The sequence below is a fragment of the Streptomyces sp. URMC 126 genome, from assembly GCF_051386555.1.
Lineage (GTDB): Bacteria > Actinomycetota > Actinomycetes > Streptomycetales > Streptomycetaceae > Streptomyces.
The window spans coordinates 1-17,521 of the sequence record NZ_JBPQTX010000136.1 but is presented as its reverse complement, the minus strand read 5'-3'; the positions used below and the strand labels follow the sequence as shown (position 1 = coordinate 17,521).

The following is a 17,521-nucleotide window of genomic DNA, read 5'->3' as shown; positions in this document are numbered from 1 at the left end:
TTCCGCACCAGCGCTTCCCCACCCCGCGACCCCGCACCTCGCGACCCGCACCCCGCGCTTCGCCCTCGCAGCCCGCACCCCACCCGCAGGAGCAGCCATGACCGACAGCCCCAGCCGCCCCCGCAGCGCCGCTGTATGGCTGGGCGTCCTCCGCCGCCAGTTCCCCGAGCTGGCCAAGGAGCTCGCCCCGAGCCGCGGTACCGCTCTCTCCCCCACCGGCCGCCGTACGCGCTCGGCTCCCGGCACGGCCGTCCGCCTCTTCGTCTCCGACACCATCCGCGACATCACCGACGGCGTGATCGAGCTGGAGGAAGCGGTCTGCGAGCGGCTGCGGCTGCCGCGCCCGCCGCGCGGCACGGTGGACCAGCGGCTGGTCCGGATCACCGCTCTGCTGGACCGGGCCGCCGCCGACCCCGTTCTCGACGAGCACATCCGGAGCGAGGCGCGCCGGATGGCGGGCCGCTGCTCGGTCGCGCTGGGAGAGGCGGACCCGCCGGTCCGGGTCGAGGGCCGCTGCCGGCACTGCGGCTCGGTGTCCCTGCGCGTCTTCCCCCAGCGCGAGGCCGTCCTGTGCGTCAACCCGGGCTGCCGGTGCGCCGACCCGGCGTGCGACTGCCGGACGGACGCCGCGCACCGGCACGAGTGGACGCGGGCGGAGTGGCGGCTCGCGACGGCCGACGGGGCGGACGAGACCGGGGAGAACGCCTGATGCTCAAGCCGATCCCGGCGGTCCCTGCCGCCACCACCCTCATCACCACCGCCATGGCGGCGCGCGAGGCGGGGGTGAGCCAGGACGTCGTACGGAAGTGGGTCCAGCTCGGCCACCTGACGCCGGCGGCCCGCCAGGGACGCGCCAACCTCTTCCGCCTGGAGGACGTCTTCGCCGCCGAACGGGCCACCCGCCGGGCCCACACACTCCGTCCGCCGGTCTGACGCCGGGGTACGACGGGATCACGGAGGCGCCCCGGCTCCCGGGGCGCCTCCGCGCGTTCACCGGAGACCGGACGACCGGCCTCCCGCGTCGGCCCCCGGGCGCCGGCCCGCCGGAGCAGTCAGTCCTCGGCCTGATGGAGACGGAGCACCCGGGCTCGTACGGCCCCGTCCTCGGCCTCCACCGTCCGCACCGCCTCCTGCCAACCGTTGACGAACCCGCTGAGCTCCGCGTCGTCCGCGACCCGGGCGGCGACCTTCCCCACGACGGCGGTCAGCGCGTGGGCCACCTCGTCGGTGAACGCTCCCGCGTGCCCGGACTCCGCCGCCACCTCGACGGTCGCCGCCACGACATCGGCGAGACGGTCGCTGTACGCGCTCACCGGATGTATCCCCCACGCATCACGAACCGCTCGCTCATGCCACCCCCCAGGTGCTGTCCGTCTCGTTATTGGCTCGCCCCCCGATACACGCTCTCCGTTCGAACCCACCGCTGCCGCGACGGGCCGTCAAACGAGCGTGCGATTCCCCATAACCTAACCCGAGACACTGACAGACCGTCCCCACAGGCAAACAGGGTGCAACGGCGCCTTTGAAAGGCGCGCCCGTCGGGGAGCGGCGGCCGACCGGGGACGGAAGGCCATCGAGGGTGGGAGACCGGACGTGTGGGGGCGGAAACGACGGCTGGCGGACGCGGAGCGGCGACTCGCCGTCGCGATGGAGGCGGCGGCGGAGGCGCACCGACGCCTGGCGGGGACGTACGAACGGATGGACGGCCTCTGCCGTGCGGTCCGGGCCGCCTGCGGCCACGGGGACGGCATGCCCACGAGCTCCCTCCTGACGGTGGTCGGGAACACCCGGGGCGCCCTGGAGAGCTTCGAGGACTTCATCGCCACCTACTTGGAGACGCGGGACGAGTGGACGCACACGGAGGTCTCCGACCCTGACGCGGCCCACCATGCGGCCCAGGTCTTCGAGCTCTGGGCCGAGCGCGCCGAGGAGCTCGCCGACCAGACGGAGGAGCCGATGGCCAACCTGGAGGGGGTCCACACCGGCGTCCAGGAACTCCGCATCGCCCTCCCGGCCGTCCGCGCCCGCGCCCACGCGGCCCTGACGGCGGCGCGCAACGACCTCCTCTGGGCGAGGAGCTCGTTCCCCGGACGGTTCGCGTTGGAGGCCCGGCTCAACGCCCTGGGCGACCGACTGCGCGAACTGGACGCGGGACGTGTGGAGCTCAACGAGAACGACGGCGAGGTCACCGACTGGTACCGAGAGGTGGAGACGGGCGCGGCGGAGGTCCGCGACGCGCTGTCGCGACCACTCAGCTTCGAAGATCGCTGAGGAAGGCGGCCCAGGCAGGGGTGGGTATGAGGAGGGTGGGGCCGTGGGGGCGTTTGGAGTCCCGGACGGGCACAACAGGGCCGTTGTTGGCGGCTACTTCCAGACAGTTGTTGCCGTGATCGCCGGTTCCCCCGCTGTAGCTGCTCTTCCTCCAAGCCGCGGGACTCAAGTCAAGCGCTGCGCTCATGTGCGTACTCCTCTGCAACCGACGTGATCAGGGACAAGGACTCGGCTGGCGGCAACGCGACGGCTGTAGCCAAATCGTAGGAGCGCACGCACCGCTCCACCAGGGGCGGATCGTCCAGGAGGCTTCCGCTCCAATTCCCTTCGCTGTACGCCACCGGCGGCGCGCGACAGCCCGGCGGCCTCGCGGCGACGCTTCAGCTCCCTGCCGAAGAAGCACCAGCCGAACTTCGGCTGGCTGTAGCGCGACTCGCCCCCGGCTTTGGCCATGACTTAACTCCCCATGCATACAGCGTCGTTGTACGGCTGCGACCCCTTCCGAGGCTAACGACGGCACCTCAAGCTGGGGGACCACCGCGCGGCGGCCGGGAGTGGGAGGCGCCGGAGGAGGCGCTGCGCCTGGCGACGCGGGACGAGCGGGCGGCCGCGGGCCTGGCGAGGGGGCGGCGATGAGCGCGAACGCCGTGCGGACGGCGACGGGCCGGCTCGTCCGGAACTGCGCGCACCGCGGGGGCTGGGCGACCGCCGCGGGCGGAATCCGCCGGTGCGTCGAGTGCGGAGTGGAACGGTACGGCGCGTACGGGCCGCTGCGGCTGCCGGAAGAGCCGGCGAGGACCGGCGCCGAGCGCGCGGTGTCGGCGGCGACGGCGATCGCGGTGCTGGGAACGCGGTTCCTGGAGGAGCGCGCCCGCCTCCTCCGCCGCCGTGTGGCGGTGGCCGCGCGACCGCCGTCGTCAAGAGCGTCATGTACGCGGACGTGTCGGCCGTACGTCCCGGCGCGACACTCGTCGCACCTTGGCGGACGCCGTTCAGCGGACAGGAGGCGCTCGTCACGCTGGTCGTGTCCGCCGACGGCAAGCGGGCGGAGGGGCGCTTCTCGCCGCCGACGGACCGCCCGGGAGCACTCCGCGTCGAGCCTCCCCCGATCATCGACGTGACCACCCTCGGGGACATCGCCTCGACCCGCCTCACGGAGGCGGAGTTCCGCGCCGCGACGTTCGCCCTGGACGTCAGGCTGCGCGGCGTGCGCCGGCGGGCGGACGGCAGGAGGCACTACGGCAGAGCGGTCTGGCTGCACGGGCTCGACGGGGATCCGTCGTGGGCCTGCGCCCTCTTCCGGGCCGAGCCGGACCTGACGACACTCGTCTGGCAGGGCGGCCCGCGCCGGCTCTGGGACGAGGCGGAGGCGGCGTACCGCTGGTGGACGGCGCGGGGCGAACCGGGACCGGACCGCTTCGGCCTCACGGTGGACGGCGCGGGCGGACGGGTCTGGCTGGACGAGCCGGAGAACGTCGTCGGGGAGCCGGGGCGGAACCCGTAGCGCGCGGGCGCGAAAGTTGTTGTTGCGCGTTCGCGCGAAGTGGTTCACAATAGATGCAGCGGCGGAGCTGTGCCCGGACCCCGGGCCACGGCATCCGCCGCTTCGCGTTGGGCGGGCGGCCGGCGGACCGGTGATGCGGCCACCCTTCCTCCCTCCGCACGGCACGCGCACGACGGTGCCGTCCGCCCGCTCGACGCGCCCGCGCCGAAAGGAGCACCCATGTAATGGAAGCCCCGATCTCGTTCCCCGATGTGGAACGCCTCATCATCGACCACCTCAGGCTCCGTTCGGAGCTGGCCGGGGTGGTCGTGGACAACCGGCCGCCGACACCGTTCGACGGCACGCAGAAGGCGGTGCTGGTCTCGCGGACCGGCGGCGCCTGGGTGGACGACCTCCATCTCGACCAGCCCTTGGTGGAGTTGGAGGTGTACGGCCCGGACAAGACGGCGGCGCACACGCTGTCCCTGCTGGTCCGTACCGCGCTGCTGCAGCTCCGCGGTACGGCGTACGGGACGGCGGTGGTGACCGATGTCGTCGAGACGGAGGCGGTCCGCTGGTTCCCGGACTACAACCGGCCGGGGGCGAACCGCTACCGGACGACGGTGTGGTTCTCGCTGCGCCCCGCCTGAGGCCCACCCGCGACGCAGGCCCCGCCGAAACCGGCGGGGCCTTTCCTCTTCCTCACCTGTTCCTCACCTTCCTCATTCAAGGAGACCTCCATGCCCGGTATGAACCCGAGCGAGATCCGCGTCGCCGGCACCGGCCGCGTCCTCGTCGCCAAGGTCGGCACCGACGCGCCGGCCGACATCAACACCGACTGGGGTACCGCCTGGCACGACCTGGGCTACACCAGCACGGACGGCGTGAAGTTCGGCCGCAAGGGCAAGACCGCCAACATCGACACCTGGCAGTCGCTGACCCCGGCGCGCACGATCTACACCGAGCGCGAGCTGACCCTGAAGTTCGGCATGCTCCAGCTCAACGAGGACACGCTGCCGTTCTTCTTCGGCGGCGGCGCGGTCGGCGAGACCGCCCCGAACTCCGGCGTCTACAAGTACGACGTGGACGGTGACCAGGGCGAGGACGAGCGCGCCCTGGCCCTGGAGTTCACCGACGGCAGCGAGATCCGCTACCGGTTCGTCGTGCCGCGCGGCCTGGTGACCACCAGCGACGACTTCGACCTCAACCGCAAGGGTGCGGTGAAGCTCGGCGTGACCTTCACGGCGCTGTCCTCGAAGCCGGGGGCGCCGCTGGCGACCTGGCTGATGCGGGACAAGGCGTACGCGGCGGCCCCGGCGAAGTGACCCGCGGCCCCTTCAGGGCCACAGCGTGACCGCGGGCGCCGCGACCGGCGGCCCCCGCCCCCTCTCTACCTCTCAAGGAGCGACCCCATGCCCTCGTTCGACGTCAACGCCGCCCGGGCCCAGCGCCTGGAGGCCCACGGCCGCGCCTGGTCCTTCACGCTCGACGGCGACACCTTCGAACTCCCCACGGAGATCAACCACCGCACGGCGCGCGCCCTGCGCGACCTGGACGACAACGACGTGGACGGCCTGCTGGCCCTGCTGCTCGGCGAGAAGCAGTACGCCCGCTTCACGGAGCACGACGTGACCATGCAGGACATCGCCGCGATCCTCGAGACCTACGGCAAGGAGACCGGGCTCGGCCTGGGGGAAGACTGAGCCTCGACGCGTTCGTCGACGAACACGCCGAGGCTCTCGAAGCGGACCTGCTGCGGCACTACCACGTCGACCTGCTCGACTGGCACCGCGGCCGGCTCTCCTCCCGACGCCTCACCATCCTGATCAAGCACCTCCCCCGCGACAGCGCCGTCAACCGCGACCTCCACGGCGAGGCCACCGACTGGGGACCGGCGGAACACTTGCTCGCGGCGGCGGTGGACCACCTGGCCGTCGCCAACTGGATGACGGGCACCCTCCACAGCGACGAGGACGCGGACCCCCTGGACTACCCCGAGCCGGTCCCGCGCCCGGGCGCGGAGGACTCGACCACAGAAGTCGTCACCACGCCTCCGTCGGAGATGGCGGACCATCTGCCGGCACGGGAGCAGCTCACTCAGTTCTTCGCCTGACACCCTGCGATACGACGCGAAACGGCCGAGCTACTGCAGAAAGAGCTTGATGAAGAAAATGTGCATGAGCGCGAGGGTTATCAGGCCTCCCCACAGAAAGAACCAGGCCTGAGATTTCCTACTAAGCTCCCGCTCAGTACGGGCCCTGCGCGACGGCGCCTTGGGATCGTACAAAAGCGCAACCATCTCCCCGTCCCTGGCTACGCGACTCCCGGAAAGCGGACTACGGTAACGGGCAGTACGCCCATCCTTGGTCACAAAGAGAAACGACTCGGACACCCGATCCTCGGACCAGTAAGCGCTAGTACATTCAGCCATTACGCGAACACCGACAGTGCGCAACCGTCGATCTATCAACAACGGCCTGATCCCGAAGGGATAAATAAACCCTCCGAACAGCAGCAGGACAACAGCACCATAGATCGCCCAGTACACCGTGAGCCCCCTTAAACGCCGATCACCCGCCAGCCGCCCGGAATTTAGCATACCTCCCAGCACCCAGGCGGACACACAGGAATAATTATGGCAAATCAACTCATCGAGGTGGCGCGATGTCGGAAAACAAGGATGACAAGTCACCTGCACACACGGGGCTATTGACTCCCGACTGGTTCCATGACTTCAAGAACAAGGACTACGACAGCACCAAAAGGAAGGTGAACGACCTAAGCGTTACAGTAAACGGGCTGAGCCTTTCGATCGAGAGCATCAAATTCGCGTTCGCCGGTCTCGCCATTGGCGGCACCCTAGCCAAAGTAGACTTCACTCTGGCCAAGGCCGACGAGAAGGGCGTCAGCTTCATGGGGCGCCAGGTTTTCACCTGGCCCTGGGCCAGGGATACATCTGCCCGCCTAGAAAGAAGATATGAACGGGCGTCCAGCCGCTTGGAGCGACGCCAAGAACGGGCACAAGTAAGCACCAAGTCCGCCCTCAAACACCCAAGCATTGCCAGTGCAATTCAGGTGGAGGCGGACCGAAAGGCGCTCATAAAAACATACGTTAAAGTAAGGAAGATCGGGCGAGAGATAGATCGGATAAAAATTAAAGCGGATGAAAAGAAGAGGCAAGCAGAAAAAGATCTCGAGACGGCAAACGCCCGCCTCACCAATACGAGGAGCGCGATAGCAGAAGCTCGGAAGGCCACCCAGGCCTTCAGCCGTGCTCTGGTCTGAGCCGGTGACCTGCCGTGTAGCGCCACTCCTCCTGGGTCCTTTTACCCCCGCACAGCACGGCAGTGCCATGGACCGCTTCCCTCCAAGTCCGATGTATCAAAGACCGCAGGGACACAGTTGCGCCATGGCACCCCCGGGAAGCCCCGGACCGCGGACCCTCCCCCAGCAAACGGGATGATCTATGTCTCTGAACAGCGCTCTCCAGCGCATCAGCGGAACCGCCCAGGGTACCAAGACCGCCCTCGACGCCACCGGCAAATCCGCCCAGAAGCTCAACACCCAGGCCGGCACCCTCAATACCGGTGTCGGGAAGGTCAAGGCCTCCACCCAGCAAGCCGGCCGTGAACTCAAGAACATCAAGAGCGGCTCCGAGGCCACCGCCAAGGCGATCGGCAAGGTCGGCAAGGAGTCCGGGAAGGCCGCGCCCGGGCTGGACAAGGCCGGGCGGAGTCTGAAGAAGACCGCGAAGAACACCGACGGTCTCAACCGGTCGATGAAGAAGAACTTCCTCGCCCAACTCGTCAGCCTCTTCCAGCCGTTGATCGAGAAGGTCGTCGAGATGGCGTCCAAGTCGACGACCATGCGGCGCATCATGAAGAAGGCGTTCGAGGTCATCGGCAAGGCCGTCGACCAGGCATCGAAGATCATCGGCCCGCTGATGAGGGGCCTCGGCAGCCTGATGTCGCACGTCTGGGGCGGGATCAAGAAGGCCGTCGCGCCCATCGCGCTGTGGTTCATGACGGATCTGCCCGCCGTGTTCACGGGCGTGAAGTTGGCGCTGCACGCCGCCTGGGACGTGCTCCCCGATTCCGTCAAGCGCATCTTCCGGGCGATCGGCTCGGCGGTGAAGGACCCCATCAACTCCCTCATCGGGCTGATCAACTCCCTGATCACCTCGCTCAACGGCATCCACGTGACCGTCCCGAGCTGGATCCCGCACTTCGGCGGCAAGGGCTTCACCATCGACGTCACGCCGATCCCCAAACTCGCCGAGGGCGGCATCGTCACCCCGCGCAGCGGCGGCGTGCCGGCCATCGTCGCGGAGGCGGGCGAGGCCGAGGCCGTGCTGCCGCTGTCGAAACTCGACCGGCTGCTGACCCGTACGGCCGTGGCGTCCCGCCTCTCGACGGCCGGCGCCGGCCCGGGCGGCGGCGGGTTCCACATCGAGAACTACTACGCGCGGGCCGACGACCCCCGGGACACCGCCATGGCGCTGATGTTCCTCGCCAAGGCCCGCGGATGAGGAGGCCCGCATGACGGCAGCAGCAGCATTCCCCGGCCCCGTCCGGAACCCGCTCGCCGGGACGGCGGGCCCCCTCGCGGCCTTCTCGTCCGGCGTCAAGCGGCTCACCGGAGCGGTCCGCGGCTGCCTGACCGGCGTCCGGGCGGCCACCCGGTTCCTCACCCGGCTGGCCGCCACCATGGGCCGGACCGGCGCCGAGTCCAAGCGGTTCGCGGCGGCCGCGTCCGCCGCGGGACCGGCCCTGGCGAAGGCGGGCAAGGAGGCCACCGGCGCCGCCAAGAGCCTGGACCGGCAGCGGGACGTCCGCCGCCGGGTGGGCCGGCAACTGTCGCCCATGCCGGGCAAGTTGCGCGGCCTCGGCGGCGTCCTCGGCGGGTTCGGCGGTGCCGCGTCGAAGGCCGGCGGCGTCATCGACAAGGCGGGCACCGCGTTCGGGATCATGGACAAGGTCATGCAGGCGGTGAACCTGGTGATGAAGGGCAGCCCCTGGGCCCTCCTGGCCGGTCTGCTCCTGCCGATCGCCACCGAGCTCATCAACGCCGCCCTGGAGTCGGAGACCGGGCAGCGGATCATGGAGGAGGTCTTCTCCCACGCGGGAGGGGCGTTCGTGGCCGCCACCGCGTCGATCATCCCGCCGGTACGCGACTACCTGGCCGCGATCGAGAAGATCTGGACCGGGCTCAAGATGTTCGTCGAGCCGGTCCGCAAGTTCCTCAAGGGCGACTTCTCCGGCGGCTTCCGCAGCCTCGGCAAGGCCCTGCTGACCACCCTCGGCGGGTTCGCCGATCTCATCCGGGCCGGCTTCCACCTGGTCGCGGGCGTGGTCGCGGCTCCGATCAACGCGTTGACCAGCTTCATCAACATGATCATCGACGTACTCAACAAGATCCCGTTCGTCGATCTGCCGCACATCCCCCAGCTCGCCCGGGGCGGCATCGTCGCTCCGCGCGACGGCGGCGTGCCCGTCGTCCTCGCGGAAGCCGGGGAGGCGGAGGCGGTGCTGCCGCTCTCGAAGCTCGAACGGCTGCTGGACGCGACCGCGCGGGCGGCCCGCGCCGGTACCGACGCCGGTGCCGGTACCGGTCGCGGCACCGGCGGACCGGACCTCCGCGAGTACCACGAGCCCGCCCACCGCACCGCGTACGGCATCGCCGAGGACCTGCTGTTCCTCGCCAGGACGCGTACCGCGACGCGGTGAGGTCCCGGAAGCCCGGGACGCCTCGGGTCCGGAGCACCTCCCCGGCGACCCACCCACCACCCCGGTCGCATCCGGCACCCACCCAACCCCGTACGGAAGGTGAAGGCCGACCTCCATGCCCCCGACACTCACACCACCGACATCGACATCGACACCGACGTTCCCGGACACCACAGACCCCTCCCCCGGCTCACTGATCACCCACGACGGGCAGATCCAGTGGGCCGGGCTGCTGATGGGCCCCGGCACCGACTACCAGATCGCCGACTCCGGCCTCACCGGCTGGGCCGACCTCCCCGGTCTCGACAGCGGCGACGTCCTCCGCCCCGACCAGCACGGCGCCTGGCCCGGCGCCCAGTGGTCCCAGGCCCGTACGGTCACCGCGCCCGTCTGGCTGCTCCCCGACCAGACCGAACGGGCCGCGGCGGTCACCCGGGCGTTCAACGCCGCGACCGGGGTGCACACCGGCGAGCAGTGGCTGGCCGTACGCCTCCACGGCGAGACGCTGGCCTGCCGGGCCCGGGTGGCCCAGCGCGTCGTGCCCCACGACCGGATGTACGTCACCCGCGGCACCGCGAAGGCGACCGTGCAGTGGATCTGCGCCGATCCGCGCCGGTACTCCGTCGACGAGCGCACCGCCGTCACCGGCCTCCCCACCCCCGACGGCGGACTGTCCTGGGGACAGGACGGGAGCCGGACCGCCGGGCAGGGGCTCGCCTGGCCGCTCGACTGGGGCAAGCCCGGCGCCACCGGGCTGCTGACCCTGGTCAACGAGGGCGACGCGCCGACCAGCCCCGTCATCGAATTCCGCGGGCAGGTGAGCCGGCCGTCCCTGACCCGGCTGAGCGACGGGCTGCGGCTCGAATACGACATCACCCTCGCGCCGTCCGACGTCCTGACGGTCGACACCTTCGCGGGAACGGTCCTGCTGAACGGCAGCTCGACCCGCGTGCACACGGCCACCCAGTCGTCCGACCCGGAGCAGCTCTTCCAACTGCCGCCCGGTGAGCACACCTTCGCCTTCCGGGCCGACCCCGACATGCCGGGCGCCGGCGCCACGGCCACCGTCACCTGGCGCGGCGCCCACTGGTGAACCGGCGCCTCCCCCGCTCCTTCCACCACCACCCCAGGAGAACCCCATGAACCTCGGCAGCGCGTGGCTGCTCAACTCCACCAACGGCGAGGGCGGTCAGTCCCGCCTCGACACCCGGCTCGCCCCGCTGGGCGCGATGACCCCGGCCGGCCCGCTGGCCTCCCGGCCCGGTGTGCTGCCCGGATCGGCCGACGGCCGCGAGGTCGTCACCGGGCTCGCCGTCTCCTCCGACGGCGCCGGCATGAGCACCCGCGTCCTCCCCGGCCGCGCGGTCGTCCAAGGCGCCGCCGCCGCGGGCGCCTACCCCGTCTACCTCCCCGAGCCCGCCAGCATCACCTTCGGTGACGGCGACCCGGGCACCCAGCGCGTCGACCTCGTCGTCGTCCGGATCTACGACGACCAGCAGGACGCCTCCGGAAAGACCGGCGCGTTCATCGAAGTCGTGCCCGGCGTCCCGGCGGCGAAGCCCGTCGCTCCCCCGGTCCCCCCGGCCTCGCTGCCCCTGGCCGAGGTGACGGTGAAGGCCGGCGCCTCGGCCGGCACCGGCGGCATCGACTGGCGGGGCGGCGCCGTCCGCGACCGCCGGCAGGCCACCGTCGCCGCGGGCGGCATCCTCCCCGCCGACTGGGGCCAGGGCTTCGCCGGCGCGTACCCCGGCCAGTACCGCGACAACGGCACCGGCCTCCAGCGCTGGAACGGCAAGGAGTGGCAGGACCTGCGGCCGACCTGGCAGTCGTACACGCCGACCTGGGGCGCCGAGGACGGTCCCAAGGTCGCGCTCGGCAACGGAAGCGTGTCCGGCCGCTTCCTCAAGGACGGGCCGCAGGTCCAGTTCTACGCCTCGCTCACCATCGGCACGACGACGAACTGGGGTGGCGGCGGCCGCAACGGCAACTGGTACCTGACCCTGCCGTTCCCCCCGTCCCTGGCCATGCCCGGCAACTTCCGCGCCCGCACGGGTCCCGACAGCGGCAACTACTACTTCGGCGGTTGCTACATCTACCGGAACGGATCCGGGTCGGGGAAGCCGATCAAGTACCTGGACATCGGCAAGGGTGTAGCCCGCGGCTGGTCCTGCCCCGACCCCACCGGCAAGGCCTCCAGCACCTGGGTGGACGGCGATCACCCCGCCACCCCCCAGCCCGGCTCCTGGTACGAGGTCTGGGGCACCTACGAGGTCGACGTATGACAGGCACGGCACCCCAGGCGGACAGCACCTACCGGGCCCTCTTCTGCGACCTCCTCACCGATCGCGTCATCGACGCGCTGCCGCTCACCGACGTCGAGTTCGACGACTTCATCGGCAAGTCGGGCCAGCTCCGCGCGACCGTCCCGCTGCCCGACGAGGCCCTCGCCCGCCGGGCGCGCGCCGCGCTCCGGACCGGCCGTACGGCGGTCTGGCTGGAGCGCGGCTCCGAGATCTGGTGGGGCGGCATCCTGTGGACGTGCACCGCGGAGGGGGACGAGCGCGGCCGGCTCCGGGTGCAGATCCAGGCGGGCACCTTCGACTCGTACTTCGAGCACCGCATCCTGGCCTCCAGCTACATCTTCAAGAAGCGCGACCAGTTCCGCATCGTCCGCGAACTCCTCCAGCACGCCCAGTCCCAGCCCGGCGGGGACATCGGGATCACCTTCGACGACGTGCCCTCCGAGGTGGTGCTGGAGGAACGCGCCTTCGCCTACACCGACCTGGCCCGCATCCGGGAGATCATCGACGGGCTCGCCGCCCTGGAGAACGGCTTCGAGTGGCGCATCCGGTGCTACCGGCACCCGGAGACCGGCAAACGAGTCAAACAGCTCCAGCTCGGCCACCCCAAGATCCTCACCGGTGCCACCGACATCGTCCTCGACCGGCCCGGCCAGCTTCTCACCTACAGCCTGCCGGTCGACTCGACCGTCCAGGCCAACGTGTGGGTGGCCCGCGGCGAGTCCGCCAACCGCGACCAGGCGTCGGACTCCCTCCCCGAGGTGTCCGACCCCCAGGTCGCCGAGGAACTCGCCGCCGGCTGGCCACGGCTCGAAGGCACGTCGGACCACAGCGGCGTCTCCGACAAGAAACTCCTCACCAGCGCGGCCGTCGCCGAACTCGAACGGGCCCGGCAGCCGCAGGCCATCCCCGAGGCCACCTTCCGGCTGGACGGCCGGATCACCCCCGCCCTCATCGGCGGCACGGTCCGCCTGCGCATCCGCGACGGCTGGCACGCGGAGACCCCCGACCGGCAGTACCGCGTCGTCGGACTGACGGTGACACCCCCGGACCGCGGCAAGGCCGAGACGGCCAAGCTCTACCTGGAGGCGATGTAGGTGGCGGCGATCCCCCTGGACCTGCTCGACCGCATCCGCTCCCTGGAACGCCAGGTCCGCGCCCTGATGGGCAGCGCCAACACCCGCCCGGCCATGGACCGCGTCAAGGGCGGCAACGTCGTGATCAGCGACGGCGGCCGGCTGGCCGTCCGCGACAGCGAGGGTGAGAAGGGCGCCGAACTCCTGTACATCGGCAAGAGCGCCGACGTCTTCCCCAACCGCCCCGACGGCACGGCCCAGAGCGGCTTCATGCTGCGCCGCGACGACGGCTCGGTGGCGATGGCGGTCCGCACCGACGCGCCCGACATCGAACCGCGCCAGTCGGTGAGGATCTTCGACGGCAGGAGCAACGCCATCGTCGCGGACGACACCGCGGGCGAGGGCCTGGCCAGGCCGTACCTGCCGTATCCGCTGCCCGCGCCGGTGAACACCGCGCGGTGGGAGACCACCACCTCGACGGAGTGGACGACGCTGCACAGCAGCACCGGCATCGTCCAGCACCCGGCACTGCGCTGCCTGATCCTCATCACGGAGGGCGGCGAGGCCCGACTGCTCGTGAACGGCGTCCCGGTGGGCCCGGCCGGCCCCGGGCCGCTGGAGTTCACGGCACCCGTCGGGCTGCCCTTCGACACCCCCGTCACCTTCGAGGTGCAGGCCCGCGTCACCAGGCCCGGCGCGACGGTCGGCTGCTCCCCGCGCGCCCTGTACGGCGTCAAGTCCTAACCCCTTCAGGAGGCACACTCGTGTTGCCCAACGGCATCCCCACGGTGACCGTCACCGCCCGCTACCTCACCCCGGACGGCCAGCCGCTGAGCGGCACTCTCACCTTCCGGGCCCCGACCCTGCTCACCCACACGGGCAGCGACACCATCCTGGGCGGCCCGATCGTGGCCCCCCTGGACGCGGACGGCCGCGCCAAGGCCGTCCTGCCCGCCACCGACACCCCCGGTATGAACCCGGCCAAGTGGACCTACACCGTCGTCGAGCAGCTTGCCGGGATACCGGTCAACCGCACGTACGACATCGTCCTCCCGGCCGCCCAGAAGACGGTGGACCTCGCCGACCTCGCCCCCGTCGACCCGGAGGCGCCGCACTACGTCGCCGTCCCGGGCCCGCCCGGCCCGGCCGGCGCCCCCGGCCCGGCGGGGCCGGCCGGCGCGCCGGGCCTGGTCCAGTCCGTCAACGGCAAGACGGCCGCGGCCATCACGCTCGGCGCCGCGGACGTCCAGGCCGTGCCCGCCTCGACGGTCGGCCAGCCGGGCGGGGTCGCCGCCCTGGACGCCGCTGGCAGGGTCCCCACCGCCCAGCTCCCCCCGGGCGCCGTCGCCCCCGTCTCCTCCGTCAATGGCAAGAAGGGCGAGGTCGCCCTCGTCGCCTCGGACGTCGGCGCCCTCGACCAGGCGGCGGCGGACCTGCGGTACGTCCAGCAGTCCGCGGCCGTGCTGTCGGTGAACGGCCGGACGGGCGCGGTCACCCTCGACGCGACGATGCTGGGCGCGGCGGCGGCCGGCTCGGTGGTCGCGCTGACCGGCGACCAGACGGTCTCGGGCACGAAGACGTTCACCAACGTGCCCATGGCCAAGGCCGACCCGACGTCCGCCGACCACCTGGTCCGCAAGAGCTACGTGGACGCCCTCGGCACCCCGGGCACGTGGGGGCCGACGGACCTCGGCTTCAAGGCGTGGACGTTCGACCCGGCGACGGCGTCGATGTCGACGACGCTGCCCACCAAGGAGACTCCGGCGTCGCCCCAGTACTGCCCGCCGGGGCAGGTTTACCTCATGGGGATCGTGCTCCGCGCGCCCACCGAGATCAACAACATCGCGTTCTACATCCACGGCTACGTCGGCACCACGCTCGGCGCCGCCTCGTACGCGGGCCTGTACGACGCGACGGGCAAGCGGGTGGCGGTGACCCCGTCGCTGAAGGACATCTTCCCGAAGGTCATGGAAGGCACTACCGTCCCCCTCCCGCTCACCGCGCCCTACACCGCGCAGCCCGGTTGCTATTGGGTGGCACTCGTCCTCAACGGGCCCGCCACCAGGCAAGACGGCCCGGGTTTCGCCGTCGCGGCGAACTTCGGCAACCGCCCGTCCAGCGGCGCCCGCATGCCCGGCGCCTTCGTCCGCCACGCCCGCCTGCCGGCCACGGGCCAGACGTCGCTGCCCACGTCGTTCAACCCGTCCACCGTCATCGACGACGCCAACGCCATCTGGGCCGCGGTCGCGTAACCCCGGCCCTCGGCAAGGCCCGCCCCCTCCCCCCTCCCACGGCCGCGCCCCGCACCGCACCTCCGCGGTGCGGGGCGCGGCCGTCCCCCGAAGGAGCACGACCCCATGGCAATCCCCCTCACCGCAGACCACCTCCTCACCGCCCTCCGCGCCGAGGGCGTCACCGTCGTCGAGGTAGGCGACTGGCGCACCCACAACCGCAACCACAAAGGCCCCTGGGGCCCGGTCAACGGCATCGTCATCCACCACACCGCGTCCAGCGGCACCCGCGACTCCGTCGACCTCTGCTACGACGGCTACGACGAGCTGCCCGGCCCCCTCTGCCACGGCGTGATCGACAAGGAGGGCACCGTCCACCTCGTCGGCAACGGCCGCACCAACCACGCCGGTCTCGGTGACGGCAGCGTGCTGGACGCCGTCGTCGCCGAGTCCGCGCTGCCCCGCCCCACGGCGATGGACACCGACGGCAACGCCCGCTTCTACGGCTTCGAGTGCGTCAACGAGGGCGACGGCAGGGACCCTTGGCCGGCCGCCCAACTGGACGCCATCGAGCGGGCCGCGGCCGCGCTCTGCCGGGCGCACGGCTGGACCGCCGCCTCGGTCATCGGCCACAAGGAGTGGACGAACCAGAAGATCGACCCGCTCGGCTTCACCATGGACGAGCTGCGCGCCCGCATCGCGCGCCGGCTCACCGACGCGACCCGGGAGCCGGACCGGCTCGCCCCCTTCCCCGGCGCCGACTTCTTCCACACCGGCACCGACTCCCCCCTCATCACCGCCATGGGCCGCCGCCTCGTCGAAGAAGGCTGCTCCGCCTACGCCGAAGGCCCCGGCCCGCGCTGGACCGACGCGGACCGCGCGTCGTACGCCCGCTGGCAGCGCGCACTCGGCTACTCCGGTGAGGACGCCGACGGCCTCCCGGGCAAAGCGAGCTGGGACGCCCTCAGGGTCCCGCGCCCCTCCTGAAGGCCCTTCCCGAAAGGCAACCCCATGAGCATGATCCGCGGCATCGACATCTCGTCCTACCAGTCGTCCGCCTACTCCACGTTCGACCTCGACTTCGTCCTCATCAAGGCCACCGAGGGCCGCTCCTACGTCAACCCGCGCATGCGCGACCAGGCGGCCCGCGCCCGGCGGGCCGGACTCGTCGTCGGCTTCTACCACTTCCTCCGCCCGGGCAACCTGGACGAGCAGGCCGCGTACTTCGTCGAGCGCTGCGACTCCGTCGAGGGCGACATCCTCGCCGTCGACTGGGAGACGACCGACGGCGGCGTCGCGACCTGCGCCGACAAGGACGCGTTCCTCCGCAAGGTAAAGGCGCTGCGCCCGGGCCACCGGGTGATCCTCTACTGCAACCGAGACTTCTGGCTGAACCGCGACACCAGCGGCTACGCCGGGGACGGGCTGTGGATCGCGGCGTACGGCACCGGCGCCGGCTCCCCCGGCATCCGGGCGGACTGGCTGATCCACCAGTACACCGACGACCCGGTGGACACCAACGTGGCCCGCTTCCCCTCCCGCGAGGCGATGCGGGCGTGGGCGGCGGGAGACGGCACCCCGCCGCCCGCCGACAAGCAGCCCCCGGCCTACGAGCCCTTCCCCGGCGCGGACTTCTTCCGCTCCGGCCCCGACTCCCCCGTCGTCACCGCCATGGGCCGCCGCCTCGTCGCCGAGGGCTGCTCGGCGTACGCCGAGGGGCCCGGCCCCCGCTGGAGCGAGGCGGACCGCCGCTCCTACGCCCGCTGGCAGCACAAGCTCGGCTACTCCGGCGACGACGCCGACGGCTGGCCGGGCAAGGTGAGTTGGGACGCGCTGAAGGTGCCGCGCGCATGACCGACTCCACGAAGCGCACCCTGCGCACCCTCGTCCAGACCGCCGTGGCCTTCGCCGTCGCCCTCCCCGCGATCGTCGACGCGTCCGGAATCCCGTCCACCCTCCCCTGGATCGCCGGCGCGCTCGCCGCGGCCGGCGGGCTGGCCCGGGTCATGGCCCTGCCCGCCGTCCAGGCCCTCCTCCCGCGCTGGCTGCGCACGGACGACCGAAGCGGCGACCGAGTCGACAACCGGGGCGGCGTATGAACCCATCCGCCCCCCACGCCGACGTCGCCCTCGAACTCGAACGCCTCCGCGGCACGATGGAGGCCGGCTTCGCCCGCGTCGACGGCGCTCTCGCGCTCGTCGTCCAGCGCAACGACCAGACGGACCGGCTGCTAGCCGATCACGAGGCACGACTGGACGCGCTGGAGCGCTCCCGCTGGCCGCTGGCGAGCGTCGCCGCGTTGGTGGGGATCGCCGGGGTGGTGGTCGCGGTGGTGGAGGTGCTGGGGCGGTAGGGATAGCCCCAGGCCCCCCTTTCGCGGCTCCGCCGCTCGTCCTCAAACGCCGGACGGGCTGGATATAGCCCGTCCGGCGTT

The 17,521-nt window shown here is 71.5% G+C and carries 23 protein-coding genes and 1 pseudogene; 21 read left to right on the top strand and 3 right to left on the bottom strand.

Translation table 11 applies throughout. From position 1 onward, the window contains the following. Positions 1-97: 97 nt before the first annotated feature. Both ACSNOK_RS18000 and ACSNOK_RS17995 read left to right on the top strand, forming a co-directional pair. Positions 98-709 (top strand): hypothetical protein, encoded by a 612-nt coding sequence (locus tag ACSNOK_RS18000; protein ID WP_436781715.1) that lies wholly within the window; start codon positions 98-100, stop codon positions 707-709. Then, positions 709-933 carry a hypothetical protein gene (locus tag ACSNOK_RS17995; RefSeq protein ID WP_436781714.1) on the top strand — a complete coding sequence of 75 codons (225 nt, stop codon included), beginning with the start codon at positions 709-711 and terminating at the stop codon, positions 931-933. Before ACSNOK_RS18000 ends, ACSNOK_RS17995 begins: the two co-directional genes overlap by 1 nt. Positions 934-1,052: 119 nt before the next feature. Here the strand turns inward: ACSNOK_RS17995 and ACSNOK_RS17990 are convergent, their stop codons facing one another. Further along, a complete protein-coding gene (locus ACSNOK_RS17990) occupies positions 1,053-1,313 on the bottom strand; it encodes a hypothetical protein (protein ID WP_436781713.1) in 261 nt (86 codons plus the stop codon). Between the two features lie 280 nt (positions 1,314-1,593). Here ACSNOK_RS17990 and ACSNOK_RS17985 point away from each other — a divergent pair, with 280 nt between their 5' ends. Then, positions 1,594-2,271 (top strand): hypothetical protein, encoded by a 678-nt coding sequence (locus tag ACSNOK_RS17985; RefSeq protein WP_436781712.1) that lies wholly within the window; start codon positions 1,594-1,596, stop codon positions 2,269-2,271. Here ACSNOK_RS17985 and ACSNOK_RS17980 read toward each other — a convergent pair. Both ACSNOK_RS17980 and ACSNOK_RS17975 read right to left on the bottom strand, forming a co-directional pair. Then, positions 2,252-2,458 carry a DUF397 domain-containing protein gene (locus ACSNOK_RS17980; RefSeq protein WP_436781711.1) on the bottom strand — a complete coding sequence of 69 codons (207 nt, stop codon included), beginning with the start codon at positions 2,456-2,458 and terminating at the stop codon, positions 2,252-2,254. The genes ACSNOK_RS17985 and ACSNOK_RS17980 overlap by 20 nt on opposite strands. Further along, a complete protein-coding gene (locus ACSNOK_RS17975) occupies positions 2,442-2,612 on the bottom strand; it encodes a hypothetical protein (protein ID WP_436781710.1) in 171 nt (56 codons plus the stop codon). Before ACSNOK_RS17975 ends, ACSNOK_RS17980 begins: the two co-directional genes overlap by 17 nt. A 291-nt stretch (positions 2,613-2,903) precedes the next feature. On the opposite strand from ACSNOK_RS17975, the pseudogene ACSNOK_RS17970 reads away from it, so the two are divergent. From ACSNOK_RS17970 to ACSNOK_RS17885, 18 genes and pseudogenes are all read left to right on the top strand, one after another. Then, a pseudogene (locus ACSNOK_RS17970) lies at positions 2,904-3,065 on the top strand (DUF6255 family natural product biosynthesis protein); the annotation flags it as partial. Positions 3,066-3,199: 134 nt separating this feature from the next. Further along, entirely contained in the window at positions 3,200-3,775 is a 576-nt protein-coding gene (locus ACSNOK_RS17965; RefSeq protein WP_436781716.1) for a hypothetical protein, read from the top strand. A gap of 224 nt (positions 3,776-3,999) precedes the next feature. After that, positions 4,000-4,404 carry a hypothetical protein gene (locus ACSNOK_RS17960; RefSeq protein WP_436781709.1) on the top strand — a complete coding sequence of 135 codons (405 nt, stop codon included), beginning with the start codon at positions 4,000-4,002 and terminating at the stop codon, positions 4,402-4,404. Between the two features lie 90 nt (positions 4,405-4,494). Beyond that, positions 4,495-5,079, top strand: a complete 585-nt coding sequence (locus tag ACSNOK_RS17955) for a phage tail protein (protein WP_436781708.1) — start codon at positions 4,495-4,497, stop codon at positions 5,077-5,079. Positions 5,080-5,166: 87 nt separating this feature from the next. Further along, positions 5,167-5,457 carry a hypothetical protein gene (locus ACSNOK_RS17950; protein WP_436781707.1) on the top strand — a complete coding sequence of 97 codons (291 nt, stop codon included), beginning with the start codon at positions 5,167-5,169 and terminating at the stop codon, positions 5,455-5,457. A 200-nt stretch (positions 5,458-5,657) separates the two neighbouring features. Continuing rightward, on the top strand, positions 5,658-5,867 hold the full coding sequence (locus ACSNOK_RS17945) for a hypothetical protein (protein ID WP_436781706.1): 210 nt from the start codon (positions 5,658-5,660) through the stop codon (positions 5,865-5,867). A gap of 551 nt (positions 5,868-6,418) precedes the next feature. After that, on the top strand, positions 6,419-7,039 hold the full coding sequence (locus ACSNOK_RS17940; protein ID WP_436781705.1) for a hypothetical protein: 621 nt from the start codon (positions 6,419-6,421) through the stop codon (positions 7,037-7,039). A 181-nt stretch (positions 7,040-7,220) separates the two neighbouring features. Then, complete coding sequence (locus ACSNOK_RS17935; protein ID WP_436781704.1) at positions 7,221-8,282, top strand: phage tail protein; 1,062 nt, start codon at positions 7,221-7,223, stop codon at positions 8,280-8,282. A gap of 10 nt (positions 8,283-8,292) precedes the next feature. After that, a complete protein-coding gene (locus tag ACSNOK_RS17930; protein WP_436781703.1) occupies positions 8,293-9,480 on the top strand; it encodes a hypothetical protein in 1,188 nt (395 codons plus the stop codon). 115 nt (positions 9,481-9,595) lie between these two features. After that, on the top strand, positions 9,596-10,573 hold the full coding sequence (locus tag ACSNOK_RS17925) for a phage distal tail protein (RefSeq protein WP_436781702.1): 978 nt from the start codon (positions 9,596-9,598) through the stop codon (positions 10,571-10,573). 46 nt (positions 10,574-10,619) lie between these two features. Continuing rightward, complete coding sequence (locus ACSNOK_RS17920; RefSeq protein ID WP_436781701.1) at positions 10,620-11,762, top strand: hypothetical protein; 1,143 nt, start codon at positions 10,620-10,622, stop codon at positions 11,760-11,762. Beyond that, positions 11,759-12,877 carry a hypothetical protein gene (locus ACSNOK_RS17915; protein WP_436781700.1) on the top strand — a complete coding sequence of 373 codons (1,119 nt, stop codon included), beginning with the start codon at positions 11,759-11,761 and terminating at the stop codon, positions 12,875-12,877. The genes ACSNOK_RS17920 and ACSNOK_RS17915 overlap by 4 nt, the downstream gene beginning before the upstream one ends. Continuing rightward, positions 12,878-13,600: a hypothetical protein gene (locus ACSNOK_RS17910; protein ID WP_436781699.1), complete on the top strand. Its 723-nt coding sequence runs from the start codon at positions 12,878-12,880 to the stop codon at positions 13,598-13,600. It abuts the gene before it with no gap. A 20-nt stretch (positions 13,601-13,620) separates the two neighbouring features. Next, positions 13,621-15,108 (top strand): phage tail protein, encoded by a 1,488-nt coding sequence (locus ACSNOK_RS17905; RefSeq protein WP_436781698.1) that lies wholly within the window; start codon positions 13,621-13,623, stop codon positions 15,106-15,108. A gap of 105 nt (positions 15,109-15,213) precedes the next feature. Then, a complete protein-coding gene (locus tag ACSNOK_RS17900) occupies positions 15,214-16,074 on the top strand; it encodes a peptidoglycan-binding protein (RefSeq protein ID WP_436781697.1) in 861 nt (286 codons plus the stop codon). A 24-nt stretch (positions 16,075-16,098) separates the two neighbouring features. Beyond that, on the top strand, positions 16,099-16,941 hold the full coding sequence (locus tag ACSNOK_RS17895) for a peptidoglycan-binding protein (RefSeq protein ID WP_436781696.1): 843 nt from the start codon (positions 16,099-16,101) through the stop codon (positions 16,939-16,941). Further along, positions 16,938-17,186 carry a hypothetical protein gene (locus ACSNOK_RS17890; protein ID WP_436781695.1) on the top strand — a complete coding sequence of 83 codons (249 nt, stop codon included), beginning with the start codon at positions 16,938-16,940 and terminating at the stop codon, positions 17,184-17,186. Before ACSNOK_RS17895 ends, ACSNOK_RS17890 begins: the two co-directional genes overlap by 4 nt. Beyond that, positions 17,183-17,440, top strand: a complete 258-nt coding sequence (locus tag ACSNOK_RS17885) for a hypothetical protein (protein ID WP_436781694.1) — start codon at positions 17,183-17,185, stop codon at positions 17,438-17,440. Before ACSNOK_RS17890 ends, ACSNOK_RS17885 begins: the two co-directional genes overlap by 4 nt. Positions 17,441-17,521: the final 81 nt, after the last annotated feature.